Here is a 21,519-nt window from a genome sequence, read left to right as displayed (position 1 = left end):
CGACCGGGAATCTGATCGGTCTCCTCCGGTCGGCGACCCAGAACGCATCCCCACACCACATGTCAGAGAAGCCGTCACCGCTCCTGCCCGACGACGAACCGTCTCGCGACAGCCTCCGGGCCGCGCTGGCGCTCGCGTGCGCGCTCGCGGTGGTCCTCGCGGGGGTCGTCGTCCCCGCCGTCTCCGGGGCCGGGCTCGGCCGGACCCCGCTGGGGTCGGTCGTCCCCCAGCCCTCCGTGAACCCGTACGGCGGGTCCGGCGGCGGTGGCTCCGCCGGCGGCGGCCTCGGCGCGCTCGACCCCGGGAGCCGGACCTCGGTCGGCGGGTCGCTCGCGAGCGACGCCGGCGCCTTCCGGTCGCGGAACGCCGAGACCCACTTCACCGTCCGGAGCACGGCCGCCGGCTACTGGCGGACCGGCGCGTACGACACCTACACCGGGTCGGGCTGGAAGCGGTCGGGCGAGCGCCGCCCCTACACCGGTCCGATAGAAGGCGGCGGCATCCAAGGTCGGGAGGTCCGGTACCGCGTCACGCTCCGGCAGTCGGCCACCGCACTGCCGACCGTCTGGCGGCCCGCCTCCGTCTCCGGGACCGCGACCGACTCGCTCGCCGTCACCGACCGACGCGCGCTCGTCGCCGAGAGCTCAGTGCCCGCCGGGACGACGTACTCGGGGGTCAGCCACCGCCCGCCGCGGGACCCCGCGCTCCTCCGGACCGCGGGCACGGACTACCCCGCCGACGTCGAGCGCGAGTACACCCAGCTCCCGGCGTCGACCGACCCCCGGCTGAGCGAGTTCACCGACGACCTCACGGCCGACGCCGACAACCCCTACGAGACCGCCAGGCGGATCGAGTCGTGGCTGGAGTCGAACAAGACCTACTCGCTGAACGTCTCCCAGCCTGCCGGCGAGGACGTCGCCTCGCAGTTCGTCTTCGAGATGGAGAAGGGCTACTGCGAGTACTTCGCCACGGCGATGACCGCGATGCTCCGGACCCAGGGCGTGCCCGCCCGGTACGCCGTCGGCTACTCCACCGGCCAGTCGGTCGGCGCGAACACCTACCGCGTCCGGGCGATGAACGCCCACGCCTGGGTCGAGGTGTACTTCCCCGAGGTCGGGTGGGTCCGGTTCGACCCGACGCCCGGCAGCGCCCGCCTCCGGGCCGAACAGCGGGCGTTCGCGAACCGGACCGGTGCCGACGCCGGCCGGTACTCGCCCGTCGAGTCGGGCAGCCCCGGCGAGCGGTTCTCGCCGAACGGGTCGGCCGAGAACGCGACGACCGGCAGCGGAAACGCACCCGGAACGGCGACCGGCTCCGGCGCTGGAACCGCGACCGGCGGGGAGCCCGCGGGAACGACGGGCGAATCCGGCACCGGGACGTCGTCGGGCTCCGGTGCTGGAACAGCCGACGGAACCGGCGACGGCCGGGGGACCGCGTCGGGCTCCGGGTCAGGGACCGCTACCCGCGAATCCGGCGGAACGACCGGAAGCGAAGGCGGGACGACCGGCGGAAGCGACGGCACCACCGGCGCGGACGGGAGCACCCCCGACGGTACGACCACCACCGGTTCAGGCGAAGACGGTGAGACCGGCCGCGAGACGACCACCAGAGAGGATTCGGCGGAGACCCCGTCGAACAGCCCCTACGACGTCGCGCTCAACCGGACGCCGGTCCCCGGCGCGACGGTGGCGGTGACGGTAACCGACGACGGGAGCGCCGCGTCCGGCGTCCCCGTCTACTTCAACGGCGAGCGCGTCGGCGTCACCGACGAGTCGGGCACCGTGACCGGCCAGGTCCCCTACGCCGAGCGACTCCGGATCACCCTCGGCAGGTCGGGCGGCGACGCCGCGTCGCTGGCCGGCCCCGGGTCGGACGCCCGACTCCCGACCGGACCGCCCGCGGACTTCGACGCGCCGCTGGCGCTGACGGGCGGACCGCCACCGACGCTCGCCGCTGCCGACGTCGCCCCTGCGCGCTCGACCGACGGGGCCGCACCCGGCAACGAGACCAACGGGACCGAGTACCCGCTGGCGACGAACGCGACGCTCACCGTCTCGGGCGAGGTGGCGACCGGCAGCGAGGTCGTCGTGACCGCGACGGTGCAGGACGTGCCGGTCAGGAACGCCCGGGTGACCCTCGGCAACGAGACGGTCGGCACCACCGACCGGCGGGGCCGGGTCCGGGTCGCGCTGCCCGAGTCGCCGGGCGACGTCACCCTCGCGGTCGAGCGCGGTCCGGTCGCCGGCGAGCGCACCCTGACGATACCGCGGCTCGGCGTCTCGGTCGACCCGGCGCTCCCGGTCGCGCTCCCCTGGACGCCGGTCGAGGTGCGCGCGACCTACGGCGGCGACCCCCTCGCGAACGCCAGCGTCCGGGTCGCCGGCACCGACCGGACCACCGACATCAACGGGACCGCGACCGCCCCGCTCCCGTTCCGGGGGAGCGCCGAGGTAGTCGTCGCGGCGAAGGGCCAGACCCGGCGAACCGCCGTCTCGGGGCTCTACGCCAACCTCGCGGGCGTGCTCGGCGGGGCGGCGCTGCTCCTGGGCGGCCTGGCCTACGCGGCCCGGCGCCGGGGGCTCTCGGTGCGCGCGCTCGCCGCGGCCCTGCTCGGGGCGCTCCGGGCGGTCCCCTCGGTCGCGGTCGCCCTGCTGTTCGGCGCGACGGACCGGCTCGCGCAGGCCATCGAGACGGTCCTCGCCGCGCTGGCGGAGCTCCGCGCGGGCGAGACCACGGTGCGCGAACTCCTCGCGCGCCTCCGGGCCTGGCTCGCCGAGCGCTTCCGTGCCGTCCGCCGGTCCGCGACCGGGGGCTGGTCGACGGGCGCGCTGGGTGAGGACCTGTCTGGCGACGCCGGGTCGCCCGCCGACCCCGAGGCCGACTCCTACCGGACGCTCCGGGAGGCCTGGGAGACGTTCCTCCGGGCGGTCTCGGTCCGCCGGCCCGCGGCCGCGACGCCCGGCGAGCTCGCCGACCACGCGGTCCGCGTCGACGGCCTGCCGGCCGGCCCGGTCGCCGCGCTCCGGGACGCCTTCCGGGACGTCGAGTACGGCGCCCGCTCGCCGGACGACCGCCTCCCGCAGGTCGAGGAGGCCATCAGCGCCATCGAGCGCGCGATGCGACCGGATGGGGACGAGACTGAGACAGCAGACGACGCCCCGACGCCGGGAGGTGACGACTGATGCGGACCCGCGTGCTCGGCGGCCTCGGCGCGCTCCTGACGCTCGCGGCCGCGGCGGTCGTCGTCTCGCCGACGCTGGCCGACCACGCGTCGACGGCGGTCGGCGCCCTCGCGTCCAGGGACCCCCGGCGGGTGCTGCTGGTCCTCGGGTCGGTCGTCGGCGCCTACGCCGCGTGGACGGCCCGGGCGAGCCGACCCGAGGGGCCGCCGCCGGACGCCGCCGCGGCCAGGTTCTCCGACCCGGGACTCCGGCCCGAGTCGGTGACGGCGGTCGACCGGGCCCGGACCGGCGAGTCGTTCGACGACCGGGTCGCCCGGGCCTGCGAGGGCGACGAGCGGGCGTTCCGCGCGGTCCGGGCCCGGCTGGCCGACACCGCCGCCGACGCGGTGGCCCGGGCGGCAGACGCCTCGCCCGAGCGGGCGCGCCAGGCGGTCGGGTCCGGCGCGTGGACCGACGACCCGATCGCGGCCGCGTTCCTCGCCGACGAGTCCGGGCCGACCTTCTCGCTCCTGGCCCGCCTCCGGGCGTGGCTCGACCCCGCCGCCGAGCGCCGCCGGCGCATCGACCGGACCGTCGACGCCGTGAGCCGGGTGCTCGACGAGGAGGACGACCGCCTCGCACCGGCCGACTCCTCGGCCGGAGCCGCCGACGGGGGTGACGCGTGATCCGCGACCGCGTCCCCCGGTTCCGGGGCGCGCTGGCCGGGACGCTCCTGCTGACGACGCTCGGCCTGCTGTACGCCGAGCCGCGGCTGTTCGCGGCCGCCGCGGTCCCGCTCGCGTACGTGGCGGTCGGCGCGCTCTCGTCGCTGTCCGGCGCGACCGAACCCTGGGTCGAGCGCAGATTCGACCCCGCGAGCCCGGCGCCGGGCGAGGCGGTGGAGGTCACCCTGCGGGTCGAGAACTCCGGCGACGCGGCGCTGGCCGACGTGCGCGTCGTCGACGGCGTGCCCGACGAGCTCGCCGTTGTCTCGGGGTCGCCCAGGGCTGCGGTCGCGCTCCGGGCCGGCGAGGCCGCGACCCGCTCGTACTCGGTCGTGGCCAAGCGCGGCGACCACGAGTTCGACGACCCGGCCGTGCGGGTCCGGACCGCCAGCGCGACCGACCGGGTGACGACCGCGGTGGCGGCCGGGGGCGAGACGACCCTCGCCTGCGCCCGGTCGGTCGCCGACGCGCCGTTCGGCCGGGCCTCGCCCCGCCGGGTCGGCACCCGCTCGACCGACGCCGGCGGCGAGGGCCTGGAGTTCCACTCCACCCGAGAGTACCGGTCGGGCGACCCCATCAGCCGGATCGACTGGCGGCGGTTCGCCAGGACCGGCGATCTCACCACGGTCAACTTCCGGGAGGAGCGGGCGGCCCGGACCGTCCTGGTGGTCGACGCCCGACCCGTCGCCCGGACGACGCCGAGCGCCGGCTACCCCAACGGGGCGGCGCTCGCGGCCTACGCGGGCGAGCGGCTCTACGACGCGCTGACCGCGGCAAACGTCGCGACCGACGTCGCCGCGGTCGGCGTCGGCGACGCCGACCCGCCCGACGGGCTCCCGGCCGACGGCTTCCCGTGGGTGTCCGCCGACGAGGACGCCGCGCGGGCCAGGCTCGTCTTCGAGGCGGCCGCGCGCGCTGCCGATCTCGACGCGCCGGAACGGGTGCGGACCGACGGGACCGCCGGGGGGAGCGACCGAGGCCCGGGCCCGACCGACGGGTCGGACGCGGGCAACGCCACTTCGAACGCCGGCAACGCCGCGACGTCCGCCGCGACGCCCGACGGCGGCAGCTCCCCCGACCCGACCGTCCGGCGGCTCCTGTCCCGGCTGCCGGCCCGCGCCCAGGTCGTGCTGGTCTCGCCGGTGACCGACGACTGGCCGGCGGCGCTGGCCCGGTCGCTCGCGGTCCGGGGCCGCGACCTCGCGGTGCTGAGCCCGGACGCGACCGGCGCGTCGCTCGACGCCGCCGCGGCCGACGACTCGCCGGGCCGGAGGGTCGCCGGCGCCCGGCGCGCCGTCCGGCTCTGGGACGTCCGGACCGCCGGCGCGACGATCGTCGACTGGGACGTCGACGACCCGCTGGACATCGCGCTCGAACGCTCGCTGCAGACCCTGCTCCGACCATGACCGACGACCACGCGCACGCCGAGGCCGACGTTTCGCACGCGCCGACCGAACCCGACCGGGCGCCGACCCGTGCGAGCACCGCGGTCGTCCTGCTGGGCACCGCCGCCGGCGCGGCGGCACTGGCGACCGCGGCGGGCGTCGCGAAGGGAGCGGTCGCGGCCGGAGCGGGCGCCGTCTGTCTCGCGGTGGCGCTCCGCCTGGTGACCGTCGAGCGGTGGCGAGCGCCCGCGACGTTCGCGGCGAGCCTGCTGCTCGTCCCCGCCGGCGCGGGGCTCGCGGCCGGCGTCGGCTACGAGTCGCTGGTGGCGGTCGCGGTCTCGTTCCCGGCGCCGTCGCCGACCCGCGTGGTCGGCGAGACGCTCCGCATCGCCGGCGTGCTGGCGGTGCTCGCGGGCTGTGCGCTCGCGGCGTTCGGCGCGGTCGCGTCGGTCCGCGGCGCGGTCACCCGGCGGGCGGTGACGCGGTGTCTGGGCGTCGCCCTCCGGGTCGGACTGCTGCCGGCCGGGCTGTTCGGCGCGCTCGCGGGCCACGCGGTGGTCACGAGCCTCGACCTCGGCGTCGCGGGCGCGGTCGGCGACCTGGTCGCGACGGCGACCGACTGGCTGCTCGCGCCGGCGCCGAATCAGCTCCACCTGCTGGCGTTCTCGGCGCTGCTCGCGGCCGCGAGCTACGCCGTCCACCGGGCGCTCCGGGAGCTGCCGACCCGGGCGCTCGCGGGCGAGGCGTCGGTCGGCGAGGTGCGGGTCGCCGACGCGCTGGCCGCGGCCCGGCGCGGGACGGGCCGGATCGCCGCGGTCGCCCTGCTCGCGGTCCCGCCCGCGCTCCTCTTCGAACTCGCGGGCTCGTCCGACGCGCTCCGCGGGACGCTCCCCGCGGGGGTCTACGACGCGCTCGCGGCCGTCACCGCCGCGCCGGGGCTGCGCGGCCTGCTCTGGTGGACCGCGCTCGCCGCCGGCGGGCTCGCCGGGGTCGCGGCGCTCGTCAGGCGCTCGTCCCGGACCTCGGCCCGGGAGCTGCTGGTCGGCTACGCCCCGTTCGCGGCCGGGCTGGCGGTCGTCGCGGGCGTGGCCGCCGTCCACCGACCGGTGCTCGACGCGCTGCTCGGCTTCGTCGCCGGCCGGCTCGAACCGCCGCTGGTCGGCCAGTTCCGCGACCTCTCGGGCGCGGTCGTGACCTACTACGGGTCCCAGACGGTCGTGCTCGGCTTCGCGGCGGGCGTGCTGGTGCTCGCGGTCGGCGTCCTCCTCGCGCTCAGGACGGCGTTCGCGCTCGGGTTCGTCCCCCGGAGCGCGGCCGGGCCCGCGCTGGCCGGCGGCGGCCTGTTCCTCGCCGCGGCGTTCGCCGGGACGCTCGCGACGCCGCTGTGGGTCGTGCTCGGCGGGCTGGTCGCCGCGCTGGTCGCCTGGGACGCCGGGGAGTTCGCCGCCACGCTGGGCTCGGAGGTCGGGCGACGGGCCCCGACCCGGCGGGTCGAGCTCCTCCACGCGCTGACCGCGCTGTCAGTCGGGGTCGTCGCGGCGCTGGCGGCGGGCGCGCTGGCGCGAGTCGTCCCCGCCGGCCCGAGTTCCGGCGGACTGGGCGACGTCTCGGTCGCGCTGTTCGCGGCGGTCGCCGGGGCGGTCCTGCTGGTGATGGCACTGCGGTAGGTTTCTTCAGTCTCACGTGCCGCACTGTCCTTCTGCCTTGGCGCGCGCTGGCGTCTCGGCGAACGGAGCGAGCCGAGGCTCGTGGAAGCGTGCTCCCACGGCGGACTCCTGTGGTCCGCCATCGTTGCGCGAGGGACGAGCGAACGCAGTGAGCGAGGAGGCCGGGGAGGATGAGGCCCGCGGTCGCTGTTGCGGTGTCTCGCGGTGCGAAGCGAGTCGAGGCTCCTCAGAGCTTGCTCCGAGGTTGCGGTACAGAGGTGACGGCAGTCGCTAGCTCGTCTCACCACCGTGACGGACTACAGCGATTACCGACCGTGACGGACTACAGCGGATCAGAGACAGACTTAGTGTTACTCCGATCGTCCGCGACCCGCGTCCTATCGCCCATCGACGTCTACAGCTCGTGCGTCCGCCCCTCAGTCCCCGACTCCGGAGTCGCCAACTCGTCGTCACTCACCTCGCCACCCGCGTCGGCCGAGAACCGCCGAACCTCCGAGGCGGGACACACCCACACCTCGTGGTCGTACCAGCAGAACAGCCGGGTCGCCGCCTCGTGGGCCGCCTCGGCGTCCGCGGCCCGGACGGTGCCCACGTAGCGGGGCGGGCTCCCGGGCTCTTCGCGGGCCAGCACCTCCCACTCGGGGTCGGCGTCCGGCCGCGACTCCTCGACCGCCGCGCGTCGCGCCTTCTCGACCATGGTCGGGGTTGGCGTCGACCGGGAAAGGTCGCTCTGCCGGTTTTCGGGCGGCGAGAACGGGGCCGATGACGTTCGGGGGTCGACTCAAGTTTCGGGTGTCGCCTCGAGTGCGGGGAACGAGGCGTCTAACGGAGGTCCGGACTACCGACCGGACGCCGACGACGTGACGGCGGGCACCTCCACCTCGTCGAGCACGTCGGCGACGACCTCGCGCCGGTCGGCGCCCCGGACCCGCGCCTCGTCGGTCAGCACGAGCCGGTGGGCGAAGGTGGGCCGGGCGACCCGCTTGACGTCGTCTGGGGCCACGTAGTCGCGGCCCGACACCACGGCCCGGGCGCGGGCGGCCTCGAACAGCCGCTGGACGCCGCGGGGCGAGACCCCGACGTCGACCCGGTCGTCCTCCCGGGTGGCGCGGCCGAGCGCGACCACGTAGTCCCGGAGCTTGCCGTCGACCCGGACGTCCTCCAGCACTCGCTGGATGGCCGCGACCTCCCGGCCCTCCAGCACCGGATCGACGCTGGGCGCCTTGGCGGTCCGGTCGGCCCGCCGGTCGACCAGCTCGCGCTCGCCGGCGAAGTCGGGGTAGCCCATCGCGGTCTTGACGATGAAGCGGTCGCGCTGGGCCTCCGGCAGCCCGAAGGTGCCCTCCTGCTCGACGGGGTTCTGGGTCGCCAGCACGAAGAACGGCTCGGGCAGGTCGTGGGTCGTCCCGTCGACGGTGACCTGGCCCTCGCCCATCGCCTCGAGCAGCGCGGCCTGGGTCTTCGGGGGCGCGCGGTTGATCTCGTCGGCGAGGACGACGTTGGCGAAGACGGGGCCGGGCGAGAACTCGAACTCGCCGGTGCCCTCGTTGTAGACGTTCGAGCCGGTGATGTCCGCGGGCAGCAGGTCGGGCGTGAACTGGATGCGCGAGAACGAGAGCCCGAGCGCGTCGGCGAAGCTCCGGGCGGTCAGGGTCTTGCCGGTGCCCGGCACGTCCTCCAGCAGGACGTGTCCCCGGGCCAGCACGCCGGTCAGCACGGTCTCGAGGAACGCCTCGTCGGCGATGACGGCGTCGCCGACCGCGTCGAGGACGCGCCGGCAGCGCTTCGTCGCCGTGGGTTGGTCCATGCGGGAGACCTCTGAGCGAGCGATAAAGAACCTTGGTGCTCCCGCAGTCGCCCGATCCCGGCGCGCCCGCGGTCGTCCGGGCCGGGGAGTCGGCCGGGTCACTCCTCGTCGCCGCGCTCCCAGTGGTCCGCAACGAGTCGCTCGTACCGGGACTGGAGCGCGTCGGCCGCGTCGCCGCTGCCGGCTCCACCAGTGATGTCGCTACTTCCGGCCTCCGTACTCGCGATCCCCTCGCCCGTCGCGTCGCCGGTGGCGACCGCCGCGCTCGCGGACTCCGCCAGTTCCGCGCGCACCTCGTCGGCGCCGGCGTCGAGGACGACGTCACCCTCGGCGAGCAGCGTCACGCGGGTCGCCACTGACTCGAACGCGCCGACGTTGTGGGTCGCGACGACGACGGTCCGGTCCGGCGCGTCCGCGTCGGACTCCCCGGCCAGGTCGCCGGTCCGGTACGTCTCCAGCACGTCCACGACCCGGTCCCTGGTCGCGCCGTCGAGGTCGGAGAGGGGCTCGTCGAGCAGCACCAGCCGGGGCTTCGAGAGCAGCGCGAGACCGAGGTCCAGCGCGGTCGCGAAGCCGCCCGACAGCGCGTCGCCGCGCCGGTGGCGCACGCGGTCGAGCCTGAGCGCCGCCGAGACCGTCTCGACCCATGCCTCGTCCGGGCCGCCGGCGAGTCCGGCGAACACGTCGAGGTTCTCGGCCACGGTCAGGTCGGGGTAGAAGTTGGGCGTCTGGAACCCGCAGCCCACGCCGTCGACCCGGCGGATCACCCGGCCCCGCGTCGGCCGGGTCAGCTCGGCGGCGAGCCGGAACAGCGTGCTCTTGCCCGCGCCGTTCGGTCCCGCGAGGCAGTGGAACTCGCCGGCCCGGACGGTCAGGTCCACGCCGTCGAGGACCGTCGCGTCGCCGTAGCGCTTGCCGACCGAATCGAACTCGACGAGTGCGGGTTTCTCTGTCATGGGGTGGTGGGTGTGTCGGCTGTGGATGTGTCGGTCGTGGGTGTGTCGGCTGAGGGTGTGTCGGTCGTGGGTGTATTGGCTGAGGGTGTGTCGATTGTGGTTGAATCGGTCGTGGGACGGCGTTCGCCCTCCGCGGAACCGGGCCGCCGGTCGGTCACTCCCATCGCTCGTACAGGGCCGCGCTCGCGGCGAGGACGCCGACCGAGAGCGCCGCGAACCCGGCGAGCGCGGCGAGCCAGTCGGCGAACAGCGCGAGGTCGACGTCCTTCATGAGCAGGCTGCGCGCGATTATCATGCTGTGGTGCAGCGGGCTGTGGCGGGCCAGTTCCCGGCGGACCGGCGAGAAGAACCCCGCCGGGTACGCGAGGTTCGACACCGCGAGCGCGCCGAAGAACGCGCCGACGTTGACGAACCGGCCCGCGTCCCGGAACTTCGTGAGCAGGGTGATCGCGCTGCTCAGCGACGCGGCGTAGACGAACGTGAGGAGGTAGACGCCCACGGCCGCCGGCGCGAGCGGGTCGACGGCGTAGCCGAGTGCACCAGCGACCCCGGCGAACACCGCGAGCGGGACCGCCAGCACGGCCGCCACGAACAGCAGCTTGGTGGCGAGGACCGCCCGGAGCGAGCTCTCGACGCGGAGCCGGTCGAGGACGCGGGCCTCCCGGACCAGCGCCGTCGGCAGGTAGACGAACGCGACGAGCAGCACCAGCACCATCATCCCCACGGGGAGCAGGTACTCCGAGAGCGTGTGGTCCGAGCCGACCGTCGTCCGCTCGACCGACACCTGCGCCGGGAGCGCCCGGTCGAGGCGCGAGTCGAGGAGCGCCGCGACCATCCGGGACGGTTCCTCGTAGGGCACGATGGCTTCGTCCACGTACAGGACGAACGTGACGTCCGCGCGACCCTCGTCCATGATGCCGGGCGGCACCTGTATCACGGCGTACACCGACTCGCGCCGGAGCGCGGTCATCGCCGCCTCCCTTGTGTCGTACGCGACCGGTTCGGCGAACAGCGTGACGCCGCCGCGCACGACGGCGAGTTCGTCGTCGGTGACGGTCTCGTTCTCCGGCACGACCGCGACCGGGGCGTCCCGCGGGATGACTTCCTGGAACACCACGGTCGTGACGCCGATGGCCGCGGGCAGGACGACCAGCAGGACGAAGAGGGCGCCGAGGTTGTGGCGCGCGCGGAGGGCCTCCTTCCGGAGCAGCGACCGGAGGCTCATCGCCGCCGCCCTCCCCGCCGGCCCGTCGGTCCCGACCGTCCGTCCGCGGCGTTCATTGTCGTACCTCGAACGAAAAACTCGACGGTAATATATCCCTGTATTCTCGGCGGTCGCGGTGCGATAGAACCCGATAACGCCGCGAAGGAAATCGTGGGCCGCGTTACATCCCGAGCCGCTCGAGGGCCGCGAGGAGCCGGGTGACCTGGTCGACGGACTTCTCGTAGGAGACGCTGACGGTCGACCCGTCGCGCGAGACCTCGACGTCGCGCAGGCCCTGCTTGACGGTCTCGTTCGAGACGGTCCCGCTGGCGAACGAGATGCCGCCCTGGGTCACGTCGTTGACGTCCTTCGCGGCGTCGGCGCTCGTCGCGCGCATGTTGACCGTCACGCCGAGGCCGTCCGACGACGTGTAGTACGCGCCCGACACCAGGTCGATGCTGGTGAACACGCTGTAGTCGACCGGCGCCCGCTGGGACGCCCGCTCGACCGACTGCTCGGGGATGCGCTCGCGGGGCACGTCGGCCGCGAACGCAACGAGCGCGTCGTCCCGGAGGCCGTCGTACGCCTCCCTGACGCTACCGCCGAGCGAGTCCGCGTCGCCCTCGTCGACGTCTATCGCGTCCTTGACGGCGGTCGGCTGGCCGGCCACGAACTGGCCGTCGCCGAGCACGGCGAACCACGAGGGGTCCCGGTACTCCGACTCGGGCTCGGACTTGTAGACTGTGTGGCCTTTGTACGACGACTCGGTCCACGTCCGGGAGGTCGACTTGTTCTTCAGTTCGGCGGCCACGTCCTCGGTCGACCAGTCGGCGTGGACGATGACGCCCCAGTACGACGGCGCGTCGGGGCTCGCGTTCTCGGCCGGGTACTTGGCGAACGAGAGCACCTCCTCGACCTCCGAGGGGTCGAGCGAGGTGTTGCCCCGGGCCTGCTCGCGCAGCTCCTCGTACGACGACGGCCCGTCGTAGTACTCGTCGTCGGCCCGGGCCGACAGCGACCGGTTGACCAGCGCCTTCGTCGCCGGGTCGTCAGTGATGGCCGCGTCGACGTAGAACACCGCGTCGCTGTCTGCGGGGACCTGCGAGACCGACGCGCTCCCCGACGAGTCGGCGAACGGGCCGACGCCGAGGACGAACCCGGCCGCGCCGCCGGCCGCCGCGAGCACGATGACCAGCGCGCCCAGCTTCGCGCCGAGGCCGAGTCCGCCGGCCTCACCGCTGGACACGTCGGCTCACCTCCGCGCGGGACGCCGAGCGTTCCGTGGAGCGATACCGTCCGGTTGCAACTGCGTCTGCTTCGTCGAACACTGTTCTCGACCGGTCTTCAGACCGACATGAAATATACCTTATGACCGATCCCCGACACCCCCTCGCTCCGACCGGTCGGAACGGGCGACGTCCGCTTCGGCGACCGGAACCGCGGACGAGGCGAGAACGAGAGGAATCGCAGGCGCGTCGCGGCGGTGTTCGGAACTCGGAACGACGCGAAAAGGGCGGACGGCGACCCGCGGCCGATCACTCCGCGATGTCGATGGCGGGGCGGCCGGGTTCGGCCTTGCCGGCCAGGTCCGGGTCGGCCTCGTCGGCGGTCCGGACGACGACGTCGGCGCCGAACTCGCGTTCGAGCAGCCACGCCGCCCGCTCCAGCGCGGCCCTCTCGCGCTCGGGCGACAGCTGCTCGTCGAGCGCCTCGGCCTCGGCGGCCAGGTCCTTCGCGAAGTCGGCGGCGTCCTCGCCCTGCTCGCGCAGCTGGTCGTCGCCCATGACCGTGCCGACGACGTTCCCGTCGGCGTTCATCGCGATCTCGTGGGCGCGGTGCTTCCACTCGGGGGCGACTGCCAGCGTGATCGTCTCGGGGTCCTCGATGCCGACCGTCTCGACGATGTCCCGGACGTCCTCCCGGGTGTTCTCGACCAGGCGGCGCTCGATGTCGTAGTCCTCCGGCGCGTCGGCGTCGGGCCAGTCGGCCCGCGCCAGCAGCCCGTCCCGGCCCAGCAGCTCCCAGATCTCCTCGCCGACGTGGGGCGCGACCGGCGAGACCAGCTTCACCGCGGTCGTCAGCCCGCGCTCGAACGTCTCCTCGTCGGGGACCGTGTGCTCGCGGTAGCGCCGCAGCAGCGAGACCATCTCGCGGACCGCCTGGAGCGCGTGGTTGAACCGGAACTCCTCGAACTCCGCGGTGGCGGTCGCGACCGTCGCGTCGATCTCGCGGTCGACGTACTCCGAGACCGCGGCGGCCGACTCGCGGCCCGCGGACCCGTCGCCCGCGGCGCCGCCGGTCGCGACCTCGCCGGCGGCGAACTCCTCGGCCAGTCCGTACAGGTTCTGGAGGAACCGGTGGGCCGACTGGACCCCCTCGTCGCTCCACGCGAACTCCTTCTCGGGCTGGGCGGCCTCCATGATGAACAGGCGGGCCGTGTCGGCGCCGTACTCGTCGATGATGCGCTGGGGCGAGACGCCGTTGCCCTTGGACTTGGACATCTTGTTGCCGTCGGCGCCCAGCACCATCCCCTGGTTGGTCAGGTCGGTGAACGGCTCGCGGACCCCGTCCAGCAGGTCGATGTCGTCGAGCACCTTCGTGAAGAACCGGGCGTACAGCAGGTGCATCACGGCGTGCTCGATGCCGCCGACGTACTGGTCGACCGGCATCCAGTCGGTGGCCCGCTCGGTGTCGAACGGCGCGGTGTCGAGGTCTGGCGAGACGAACCGCAGGAAGTACCACGAGGAGTCGACGAACGTGTCCATCGTGTCGGTCTCCCGGACCGCGTCGCCGCCGCACTCCGGACACTCGACGTGCTTCCACTCCTCTGCGGCGTCCAGCGGGTTCCCCGTGGTGTGGACGAACTCCGGCAGCTCGACCGGCAGGTCCTCGTCGGGCACGGGGACGTAGCCGCAGTCGTCGCAGCGGATCATCGGGATGGGCGTCCCCCAGTAGCGCTGGCGCGAGATGCCCCAGTCCCGCAGGTTGTACTCGGTCCGGTGCTCGCCGTCGAACTCCTCGACGAAGCGCTCGCGGGCCTCCTCGCTGGTCAGCCCGTCGAACTCGCCGCTGTTGACCAGCACGCCGTCCTCGGTGTAGGCCTCCTCCTGGACGTCGATCTCGTCGGGGTCGACGTCAGCCTCGGGGGACGGTTCGACGACCTGCTGGATGGGGACGTCGTGGGCCTCGGCGAACTCGTGGTCGCGCTCGTCGTGGGCCGGCACCGCGTACAGCGCGCCGGTGCCCACGTCGGTCAGCACGTAGTCGGCGACGAACACCGGGATCTCCTCGCCGGTCGCGGGGTTGACCGCGTGCTCGCCGGTGAAGACGCCCGAGGTCACGTCGAGTTCGTCCTCGTCGGCGTGCTCGGCCTCGTGGATGTACTCGGCGACCTCCTCGTTGTCCTCGGCGATCTCCCGGGCGACCGGGTGGCCGGGCGCCAGCGAGAAGAACGTCGCGCCGTGGATGGTGTCGAGCCGGGTGGTGAAGATGTCGACGTCGCCGTAGCCCGGGATCTCGAACGCGACCGACGCGCCCTCCTGGCGGCCGATCCAGTTGCGCTGCATCTCCCGGACGTTGGCCGGCCAGTCGTCCAGGTCGTCCAGCGCCTCCAGCAACTCGTCGGCGTAGTCCGTGATGGTGAAGAACCACTGGTCCATCTCGCGCTGCTCGATGGGGGTGCCGCAGCGCCAGCACAGCTCCTCCTCGCCCTCGACCTGCTCGTCGGCCAGGACCGTCTCGCAGGAGGGACACCAGTTGAGCTCGGCGCTCTGGCGCTCGACCAGCCCCTCCTCGCGGAACCGCTTGAACAGCCACTGGTTCCACTGATAGTACTCCGGCTCGCAGGTTGTGACCTCCCGCTCCCAGTCGTAGCCGAAGCCCATCGCCTTCATCTGCTCGGTCATCGAGTCGATGCACTCCATGGTCCAGTCGCGGGGGTTGGTGTCGCGCTCCTCGGCGGCGTTCTCCGCGGGCAGGCCGAAGGAGTCCCACCCCATCGGGTGGAGCACGTTCTCGCCGCGCTGGCGCTCGAAGCGGGCGTACGCGTCGGTGATGGTGTAGTTGCGGACGTGACCCATGTGGAGGCTGCCCGAGGTGTAGGGGAACATCGCCAGGACGTACTCGGGGTCCTCGGCGCTGTCGGGGATGCGGAACACGTCGGCGTCCTCCCACTCGCGCTGCCACTTCGGCTCGACCTCGGCGTGGTCGAACCCTCGCTCGCGCTGCTCGCCGGAGCCGGTAGTCATTACTGGAATTTCGGGCGACGACGATACTATAGCTTTTCCTTCTGTCAGGCGGCGTCGGCGGGCCGAGCGGCCGGGCGTCGGTCGCGACGCCCTCCGGCGACCTGACTCCGACGGACCCGAACCTCACTGACTCACCCCTAACGACGAGCGCGCTCGCCGGGACCGTCATCTCCTTGCCGCCACCGCTCCAACGCTCCGGCATGCGCCGCCTCGGTCTCCGCGTCCTGATGGCGCTCGTCGGGGTCGCCCTGCTCGCGGTGTACGTCGGGGCCGCCTACCTCGGCTACCGGCTGCTGGCCGCGGTCTGGCTGGCCCGCGCCGACCTGCTAGAGGTCGCGCTCTGGACCGCGGGGCTGACCGTCGCGCTGAGCTACCTCAGCTACCGGTTCGGCACGGTCCAGCTGCTCTCGCAGGTCGGCGCGGCCGAACTCCCGCGCCGGCGCGCGCCGGCGGTCCACGACCGGCTCGACGACCTCGTCGACAGGATGGGCGTCGCCCGGCCCCGGCTGTACGTCGCTCGCATCGGCGCCCCCAACGCGATGGCGCTCGGCGGCATCAGGGGCGGCGCCGTCGTGCTCGACCGGTCGCTGTTCCACCTGCTGACCGCCGACGAGATCGAGGGGCTGCTGGCCCACGAGCTCGCCCACCTCGAGAGCCGCGACAGCCTCGTCCAGACGGTGGCCTACAGCGCCGGCCAGTCGGTGGTCTGGGTCGTCGTCGCGCTCGCGCTCCCGTTCGTCGTGGCCGCGACCGGGTTCCGGCGGACGTTCGACTGGCTCCGGGGCCGGCCGCCCGCCGACGCGCTCGCGCCGGTGTCTGCGCTCCGCCGGCGAGTCGGGAGGGTCGTGATGATCGGATTCGTCGCGCTCACGCTCCTGCTGCTGGCCCACTCGCGCCGCCGCGAGTTCGCCGCCGACGACCGCGCGGCCACCGTCACCGGGAATCCGCTCGCGCTGGCCCGGGCGCTGCGGAAGATAGAGCGGGCGACGGAACCCCGCTGGGGGATGCGGTCGCCGCTGTACGTCCGCGGCGACGAGGAGGGCGGGCTGACACGCCTGCTGTCGACCCACCCGGCCATGGACGACCGGATCGAGCGCCTGGTCGAGCGCGCCGACCGCGAGCGCGGCGCGGTGCGGATCGAGATCGGCTAGGGGTACTGCTCGGAGGCGAACGGCGCGACGCTCGCGGTCCGCTGGGCGACGTACGCCAGCCGGAGCACGAACGCGAACAGCACGGCCAGCGGCGCGAATCCCAGGGTGACCGCCGCCGCGACCACGACGTACGGCACGAACGACGGAACCGGTGCGGGGCCGACCGCGTTGTAGAACACGAGCGCGAGGCCGCTGGCGACGATGGCCGGCACCCCGACGTACAGCAGCACCCGCGAGAGGTAGGCGAGCTCTTTCTGGACGTACACGGTCTTGAAGTAGCTGCGGGCCACGTCGATCTGGAGCAGGTGGTCCTCGAGGTCGTCGAGCAGGTCGTCGAGCTCCTCGGTCAGCGAGTCGGCGCACTCCGCCCGGATGCCGGAGATGGTCCGGAGCTGGTCGGAGTGATTGGTCGCGATGGTCGCCGAGACGACGGTGAAGATCCCCTCGTCGGCCTCGAGCGTCCGGTTGACCAGCGCCACGTCCTCGAACAGCGAGGTCGTGAGGTCGTCGAGCCGCTCCCGGAGCGCGTCGTCCGCGACCCCCGCCGCGACCTCCTCGACGCTGTGGGTCCGTGACTCGACCTCGCCGTGGAGGAACCGCAGGAACCGCGCGGGCGTCTTCGGCGTGACCGAGGCGCCGGTCGACTCCGCGACCTCGTCGCAGTAGTCGACCGCGCCCTGGATGCGCTCGCTCAGGGTGCCCGGCGCGCCGAGTTCGCGCGAGAGGACCAGCTGGTTGATGGACAGGACCACGGTCACCAGCGTCAGGTCGCCCGTCAGCAGCGAACCGAACAGGAAGTAGATCGGGCTCGCCGACCGGACGGCGACGAACCCGTACGCCCACTCGACGACGACCAGCGCCGCGAGCACCACCGCGAGCAGACCGGCCGCCAGGTAGAGGCGGTCGCCCTCCACCAGAAACCAGTTGGCCGCGCCGCCGGTCCGCCCCCGCTGCCGGCCGCGGCCATCGGACTCCCCTCCCGGGGAAGCACCGTCGCGCTGGGTCTGCTCCGACACGGCGTCCGCTACGTCCGCAATCCGGAAAAGCCGTTGGGCGGCCGGGGCGATTCCGGGCCGCGCGGCCGACTGGCGCCCGACGTCGGCCGTATCATTGTTCCGACTGGACGCCCTACGACGAGCCATGAGACGGCGCAGGTTCCTGAGCGCGGTGAGCGCCGTCGGGGTGGGTGCACTCGCGGGCTGCAACGCCCCGGCGGGCGGCGGCGAGACGGAAACAGCTGTGGGAGAGGGAACGACGACCGGGACGACCGCGGAGGCCGGACCGACCGGCGGCGGAACGACGACCGCGGAGGCCGGACAGACGACCACCGCGGCCGGGACCCAGGCCGCCGGCCAGCCCCAGATCCGGATGGTCACCGAGGGCAGCGAGTACTACTTCGATCCCATCGGGCTGTTCGTCGAGCCCGGGACCACGGTCGAGTGGGTCATCGAATCGGGCGCCCACTCCTCGACGGCGTACGCCGAGACCTACTCCAGCGCGAACGTGACCCGGATTCCGAACGACGCCGAGCCGTGGAACAGCGGCATCCTCACCGGACAGGACGCCTCGTTCAGTTACACGTTCGACGTGACCGGGACCTACGACTACTTCTGCATCCCGCACAAGACGCTCGGGATGATCGCGCGCATCGTCTGCGGCGAGCCCGGCGACGTGGAGGGCGACCCGCCAGATGGCGACGTGCCGTCCGAGCAGGCCATCGTCCAGCAGGGCACCATCTCCTACGAGGAGTTCGGCAACAGCGGGTAGCGCCCGGCTCGGCGGCGTCGCGGCGCGCTACCGGCGCCGGTTGTCCCCGGTGCAGCCGTCGAGGTCCGCCTCGGCGAGCGCCTGCCGCCAGGACCCGAACCGCCGGTGGTAGGTCACGGGGGCGTACGCGCCGCGCTCGTCCATCTCGGCGGCCTTGGGCGCGCGCCCGAGCTCGTCGGCGAGGCGCTCGATCTCCCGGAGCAGCTCGGCCTCGGAGATGCCGTCGTTGGTGTCGAGCATCGCCTCCTGGAGCGCGGCCGACCAGCTGCCGAACCGGAGCCGGTAGGTCCGGTTGGAGTACGCGCCGCGCTCGGTCATGTCCCGCTGGGTCGGCGGCTTGCCCAGCTCGGTGTAGAGCCGCTGGAGCTCGGCCAGCAGCTCCCTGTCGGGGATGCGCTTGCTCCCCATCTCCTCGGGGTCGAGGCCGGCCGCCTCGAGCGCCTCGTTCCACCCGCCGAAGACCTCCTGGTACTGCTCCGGCGAGAAGTCGCCCTCCTCGTGCATGTCGACCACGGTCGGGGTCTTGCCGAGGCGGGCGGCCAGCGACTGCAGCGCGGACCGGAGCGTCTCCGGGGTGACCTGCTGGCTCATCGGTTCCCGAATCGTACCGCGGCGGTATAAATCTGGACCTTCTCCGCCCGAGTGTTCTCGTTACTTCCTGTCATTGTATATTTCGAGAGCATATCAAATTCTATAATCCTCTTTTCAGGTAAGGAAGTATTTTTATAGGGTGACTGTGAACGGGGGAATTAAGCACGTGTCATCGAGCGAGAAGTGCCGGGCCGGGGCGGCTATGGCGGTCCCCCGCCGACGAACGAACGTAGTTCGCCGGCGTAGATAAAGGGTGCGGCCGCTTCTCACGGATGATAACGTGCGGGAAAACGGAGAAATACCAACACATGAAACTCAAAGCACTCTTCGAAGACGACGGCGCGGTCTCGCCGGTCATCGGGGTCATCCTGATGGTGGCGATCACGGTGATCCTGGCGGCGGTCATCGGAACGTTCGTGCTCGGTCTCGGCGATCGGGTCAGTCAGGCGCAACCCAGTGCGACGTTCACGTTCGAATATGATCAGAGCAACAACGAAGTGGCCATTATCCACGACGGCGGTGATGGTGTTACTACTGACCAATTAGATGTCACTGTTGGAGGTACGACTGCATACGATAGTGGTAGTGCTTCTTGGACTACCGGGACTAATGACTGGACTGCTGACAAGATTACTGCAGGAGACCGAATCGAACTTCGGGATAGCAGTGTCTCTGACGGTCAAGCAGTCAAGGTAATTTGGACTGCCTCCGGTAGTGACAAGACCGCTATCATCGGTGAATCTGAGGTGTCCTTCTAAACATGGATCTAAAGGGCGCTTTCAAGTCATTTCTTGAAGGTGACGGAGACCGAGCAGTAAGTCCTGTCATTGGGGTCATCTTGATGGTGGCGATCACGGTGATTCTAGCAGCAGTTATCGGGACGTTCGTGCTCGGTCTCGGTGATCGAGTGAGTCAAGCAAGTCCTAGTGCAACCTTCACATTCGACTATACGACAGCGAATGATGGAACAGTCGAAATCGCTCATGATGGAGGTGAAGCAGTGAAAGGTGATCAAGTAAAGGTCACTGTCGGTGGTAAAGCAGTTTGGGATGCTGGCACCGACGAAAACTCGGGTACTCTCCCAGTGAGCTCTAGCTGGGGTACTGGGGACATAACTGCTGGTGATAGCATAACGTTCCATGACAATGGTGGCGCTACTAACGATATTCAAGACGGAATGACTGTGAAGGTCATCTGGACTGCATCCGGTAGCGATAAAACTGCTGTCATCGGCGAATCCGAAGTCAACCTCTAACCGGCACCCGTTTCCCGGTTTTGCGAAGGTGCTCCACTCAATGGATAGCTTCGTCCAACAGTAAACCTCGATAACATAGACCGATTCACAGATAACTCCGGCTTCCCTATCCCCAGGCGTGAGCGAACCTCGCACCGTCACGTCGCGAGAGGAGTTTGAGCGACTCACAGCCGGACTCAACGCCCTATCCCAAATCCCGGTCGAACTCCGGACCGAGGTCGCCGACCCCTACGACGCTTACCGACGGGCACGCGAACCCGAGAAAAGCGTCTACCTCGAAACCACCGGCGGGCAGGACGGCTGGGGCTACTTCGCGACCGACCCCGAGCGGTGGGTGACGACCGACGCCACCGCCGACACCCCCGCAGGCTTCGACGCGCTCGACGACCTCCTCGGGTCCGAGCGACTCGTCCGGGGCGACTGCGAGGTGCCGTACCCCTGCGGCGCGTTCGGCTGGTTCTCCTACGACCTCGCGCGCGAACTCGAGGACCTGCCCGACACGACCGAGGACGACCGGGGACTTCCCCGGCTCCAGCTGGGCGTCTACGACCGCGTGGCGGCGTGGCGCGAGCCCCGCGGCGAGGGACCGACCGAACTCCACATCACGTGCTGTCCGCGAGTCGAGCCCGGCGACGACGCCACCGCAGTTTACGACCGCGCCGTCGAGCGTGCGGAGGAGTTCGCGCGAAGCATCCACGAGGGCGACTCGACCATCGAACCGCCGCCCGCCGACGCCGCGGCCGCGACGTTCCGCAACGAGGTCGGTCGCGAGGCGTACGCCGAGCGAGTTCGTCGGGTCCGGGAGTACGTCCGCGACGGCGAGACGTTCCAGGCGAACGTCTCCCAGCGGCTGGTCGCGCCCGCCGCGGTCCACCCGGTCGCCGCGTACGCCGCGCTCCGGCGGGTCAACCCCGCGCCGTACTCCGCGCTCGTGGAGTTCCCCGGCGTGGACCTCGTGAGCGCCAGCCCCGAACTCCTGCTCGACTGCGAGGGCGACCGGCTCGTGACCGAACCCATCGCCGGGACGCGCCCGCGGGGCGACGCGCCGGCCGAGGACCGCCGGCTCGAACGCGAACTGCTCGACAGCGAGAAGGAGCACGCCGAGCACGCGATGCTGGTCGACTTAGAGCGCAACGATCTCGGGAAGGTCTCGGAGTTCGGGTCGGTCGAAGTGGAGGAGTACCGCCGCGTCGACCGGTACTCCGAGGTGATGCACACCGTCTCGAAGGTGGTCGGGCGGCGCCGCGACGACGCCTCGGTGGCCGACGCCATCGCCGCGGTGTTCCCCGGGGGTACCATCACCGGCGCGCCCAAGCCCCGGACGATGGCGATCATCGACGAACTCGAGCCGACCCGCCGCGGACCCTATACCGGCGCGATCGGCGTCGTCGGCTTCGACGAGCGCGGGACGCTGAACATGACCATCCGGACGCTGGTGCGGGCCGGCGACAGCTACTACCTCCGGGTCGGCGCGGGCATCGTCCACGACTCCGACCCCTACGCCGAGTACGAGGAGACGCTGGACAAGGGCCGGGCGCTGGTCCGGGCGATGGACGACGCGCTCGACGACGAGCGGGAACTGCGGGTCGAGGAGTAGCGATTC

17 protein-coding genes are annotated in these 21,519 nt (G+C 72.2%); 9 read left to right on the top strand and 8 right to left on the bottom strand.

Going from position 1 to position 21,519, the window contains the following annotated elements; translation table 11 throughout:
- Positions 1-59: 59 nt before the first annotated feature.
- From ACQUQF_RS09830 to ACQUQF_RS09815, 4 genes are read left to right on the top strand one after another with little or no spacing between them, the layout of a single operon-like run.
- Positions 60-3,182 (top strand): transglutaminaseTgpA domain-containing protein, encoded by a 3,123-nt coding sequence (locus ACQUQF_RS09830; protein WP_435178247.1) that lies wholly within the window; start codon positions 60-62, stop codon positions 3,180-3,182.
- Positions 3,182-3,847, top strand: coding sequence for a DUF7269 family protein (locus ACQUQF_RS09825; RefSeq protein ID WP_435178245.1), 666 nt, complete (start codon positions 3,182-3,184; stop codon positions 3,845-3,847). The genes ACQUQF_RS09830 and ACQUQF_RS09825 overlap by 1 nt, the downstream gene beginning before the upstream one ends.
- On the top strand, positions 3,844-5,292 hold the full coding sequence (locus ACQUQF_RS09820) for a DUF58 domain-containing protein (RefSeq protein WP_435178243.1): 1,449 nt from the start codon (positions 3,844-3,846) through the stop codon (positions 5,290-5,292). The genes ACQUQF_RS09825 and ACQUQF_RS09820 overlap by 4 nt, the downstream gene beginning before the upstream one ends.
- Entirely contained in the window at positions 5,289-6,938 is a 1,650-nt protein-coding gene (locus ACQUQF_RS09815) for a DUF7519 family protein (protein WP_435178241.1), read from the top strand. Before ACQUQF_RS09820 ends, ACQUQF_RS09815 begins: the two co-directional genes overlap by 4 nt.
- 394 nt (positions 6,939-7,332) lie before the next feature.
- Here ACQUQF_RS09815 and ACQUQF_RS09810 read toward each other — a convergent pair whose 3' ends face one another.
- The 6 genes from ACQUQF_RS09810 to leuS all read right to left on the bottom strand — a co-directional run bounded on the left by ACQUQF_RS09810 (position 7,333) and on the right by leuS (position 15,152).
- Positions 7,333-7,635 carry an Htur_1727 family rSAM-partnered candidate RiPP gene (locus ACQUQF_RS09810; RefSeq protein ID WP_435178239.1) on the bottom strand — a complete coding sequence of 101 codons (303 nt, stop codon included), beginning with the start codon at positions 7,633-7,635 and terminating at the stop codon, positions 7,333-7,335.
- Positions 7,636-7,776: 141 nt separating this feature from the next.
- The gene (locus tag ACQUQF_RS09805) at positions 7,777-8,745 is read right to left on the bottom strand and encodes an AAA family ATPase (protein WP_435178237.1); all 969 of its coding nucleotides are present in this window, start codon (positions 8,743-8,745) and stop codon (positions 7,777-7,779) included.
- A 98-nt stretch (positions 8,746-8,843) separates the two neighbouring features.
- Complete coding sequence (locus ACQUQF_RS09800; RefSeq protein WP_435178235.1) at positions 8,844-9,701, bottom strand: ATP-binding cassette domain-containing protein; 858 nt, start codon at positions 9,699-9,701, stop codon at positions 8,844-8,846.
- Positions 9,702-9,855: 154 nt separating this feature from the next.
- Entirely contained in the window at positions 9,856-10,926 is a 1,071-nt protein-coding gene (locus ACQUQF_RS09795) for an ABC transporter permease (RefSeq protein ID WP_435178233.1), read from the bottom strand.
- 160 nt (positions 10,927-11,086) lie between these two features.
- The gene (locus ACQUQF_RS09790) at positions 11,087-12,151 is read right to left on the bottom strand and encodes a hypothetical protein (protein WP_435178231.1); all 1,065 of its coding nucleotides are present in this window, start codon (positions 12,149-12,151) and stop codon (positions 11,087-11,089) included.
- A 289-nt stretch (positions 12,152-12,440) separates the two neighbouring features.
- Positions 12,441-15,152 carry a leucine--tRNA ligase gene (gene leuS, locus ACQUQF_RS09785; protein ID WP_435178229.1) on the bottom strand — a complete coding sequence of 904 codons (2,712 nt, stop codon included), beginning with the start codon at positions 15,150-15,152 and terminating at the stop codon, positions 12,441-12,443.
- Between the two features lie 200 nt (positions 15,153-15,352).
- Here leuS and ACQUQF_RS09780 point away from each other — a divergent pair, with 200 nt between their 5' ends.
- A complete protein-coding gene (locus tag ACQUQF_RS09780; RefSeq protein ID WP_435178227.1) occupies positions 15,353-16,303 on the top strand; it encodes a M48 family metallopeptidase in 951 nt (316 codons plus the stop codon).
- Here the strand turns inward: ACQUQF_RS09780 and ACQUQF_RS09775 are convergent.
- Positions 16,300-17,319 carry a hypothetical protein gene (locus tag ACQUQF_RS09775; RefSeq protein WP_435178225.1) on the bottom strand — a complete coding sequence of 340 codons (1,020 nt, stop codon included), beginning with the start codon at positions 17,317-17,319 and terminating at the stop codon, positions 16,300-16,302. The two genes, ACQUQF_RS09780 and ACQUQF_RS09775, sit on opposite strands and share 4 nt — an antisense overlap.
- A 124-nt stretch (positions 17,320-17,443) precedes the next feature.
- On the opposite strand from ACQUQF_RS09775, the gene ACQUQF_RS09770 reads away from it, so the two are divergent.
- Positions 17,444-18,070 (top strand): plastocyanin/azurin family copper-binding protein, encoded by a 627-nt coding sequence (locus ACQUQF_RS09770; RefSeq protein WP_435178223.1) that lies wholly within the window; start codon positions 17,444-17,446, stop codon positions 18,068-18,070.
- A 27-nt stretch (positions 18,071-18,097) separates the two neighbouring features.
- Here ACQUQF_RS09770 and ACQUQF_RS09765 read toward each other — a convergent pair whose 3' ends face one another.
- On the bottom strand, positions 18,098-18,661 hold the full coding sequence (locus ACQUQF_RS09765) for a homing endonuclease associated repeat-containing protein (protein ID WP_435178221.1): 564 nt from the start codon (positions 18,659-18,661) through the stop codon (positions 18,098-18,100).
- 308 nt (positions 18,662-18,969) lie between these two features.
- Here ACQUQF_RS09765 and ACQUQF_RS09760 point away from each other — a divergent pair, with 308 nt between their 5' ends.
- The 3 genes from ACQUQF_RS09760 to pabB all read left to right on the top strand — a co-directional run bounded on the left by ACQUQF_RS09760 (position 18,970) and on the right by pabB (position 21,513).
- Complete coding sequence (locus ACQUQF_RS09760) at positions 18,970-19,419, top strand: type IV pilin (RefSeq protein ID WP_435178219.1); 450 nt, start codon at positions 18,970-18,972, stop codon at positions 19,417-19,419.
- A gap of 2 nt (positions 19,420-19,421) precedes the next feature.
- Positions 19,422-19,916 carry a type IV pilin gene (locus ACQUQF_RS09755; protein ID WP_435178217.1) on the top strand — a complete coding sequence of 165 codons (495 nt, stop codon included), beginning with the start codon at positions 19,422-19,424 and terminating at the stop codon, positions 19,914-19,916.
- A gap of 118 nt (positions 19,917-20,034) precedes the next feature.
- Positions 20,035-21,513 carry an aminodeoxychorismate synthase, component I gene (gene pabB, locus ACQUQF_RS09750; protein WP_435178215.1) on the top strand — a complete coding sequence of 493 codons (1,479 nt, stop codon included), beginning with the start codon at positions 20,035-20,037 and terminating at the stop codon, positions 21,511-21,513.
- Positions 21,514-21,519: the final 6 nt, after the last annotated feature.

This window comes from Halorussus sp. AFM4, assembly GCF_051194995.1.
GTDB lineage: Archaea > Halobacteriota > Halobacteria > Halobacteriales > Haladaptataceae > Halorussus.
This window is presented reverse-complemented; position numbering and strand designations above follow the sequence as displayed.

What these genes read in the sequence shown, in the direction of transcription:
- ACQUQF_RS09795 (WP_435178233.1), bottom strand. Translation starts at nt 10,926, where the DNA reads ATGAGCCTCCGGTCGCTGCTCCGGAAGGAGGCCCTCCGCGCGCGCCAC.
- ACQUQF_RS09825 (WP_435178245.1), top strand. Translation starts at nt 3,182, where the DNA reads ATGCGGACCCGCGTGCTCGGCGGCCTCGGCGCGCTCCTGACGCTCGCG.
- ACQUQF_RS09805 (WP_435178237.1), bottom strand. Translation starts at nt 8,745, where the DNA reads ATGGACCAACCCACGGCGACGAAGCGCTGCCGGCGCGTCCTCGACGCG.
- ACQUQF_RS09765 (WP_435178221.1), bottom strand. Translation starts at nt 18,661, where the DNA reads ATGAGCCAGCAGGTCACCCCGGAGACGCTCCGGTCCGCGCTGCAGTCG.
- ACQUQF_RS09830 (WP_435178247.1), top strand. Translation starts at nt 60, where the DNA reads ATGTCAGAGAAGCCGTCACCGCTCCTGCCCGACGACGAACCGTCTCGC.
- ACQUQF_RS09770 (WP_435178223.1), top strand. Translation starts at nt 17,444, where the DNA reads ATGAGACGGCGCAGGTTCCTGAGCGCGGTGAGCGCCGTCGGGGTGGGT.
- ACQUQF_RS09800 (WP_435178235.1), bottom strand. Translation starts at nt 9,701, where the DNA reads ATGACAGAGAAACCCGCACTCGTCGAGTTCGATTCGGTCGGCAAGCGC.
- ACQUQF_RS09780 (WP_435178227.1), top strand. Translation starts at nt 15,353, where the DNA reads ATGCGCCGCCTCGGTCTCCGCGTCCTGATGGCGCTCGTCGGGGTCGCC.
- ACQUQF_RS09815 (WP_435178241.1), top strand. Translation starts at nt 5,289, where the DNA reads ATGACCGACGACCACGCGCACGCCGAGGCCGACGTTTCGCACGCGCCG.
- ACQUQF_RS09755 (WP_435178217.1), top strand. Translation starts at nt 19,422, where the DNA reads ATGGATCTAAAGGGCGCTTTCAAGTCATTTCTTGAAGGTGACGGAGAC.
- leuS (WP_435178229.1), bottom strand. Translation starts at nt 15,152, where the DNA reads ATGACTACCGGCTCCGGCGAGCAGCGCGAGCGAGGGTTCGACCACGCC.
- ACQUQF_RS09760 (WP_435178219.1), top strand. Translation starts at nt 18,970, where the DNA reads ATGAAACTCAAAGCACTCTTCGAAGACGACGGCGCGGTCTCGCCGGTC.
- ACQUQF_RS09810 (WP_435178239.1), bottom strand. Translation starts at nt 7,635, where the DNA reads ATGGTCGAGAAGGCGCGACGCGCGGCGGTCGAGGAGTCGCGGCCGGAC.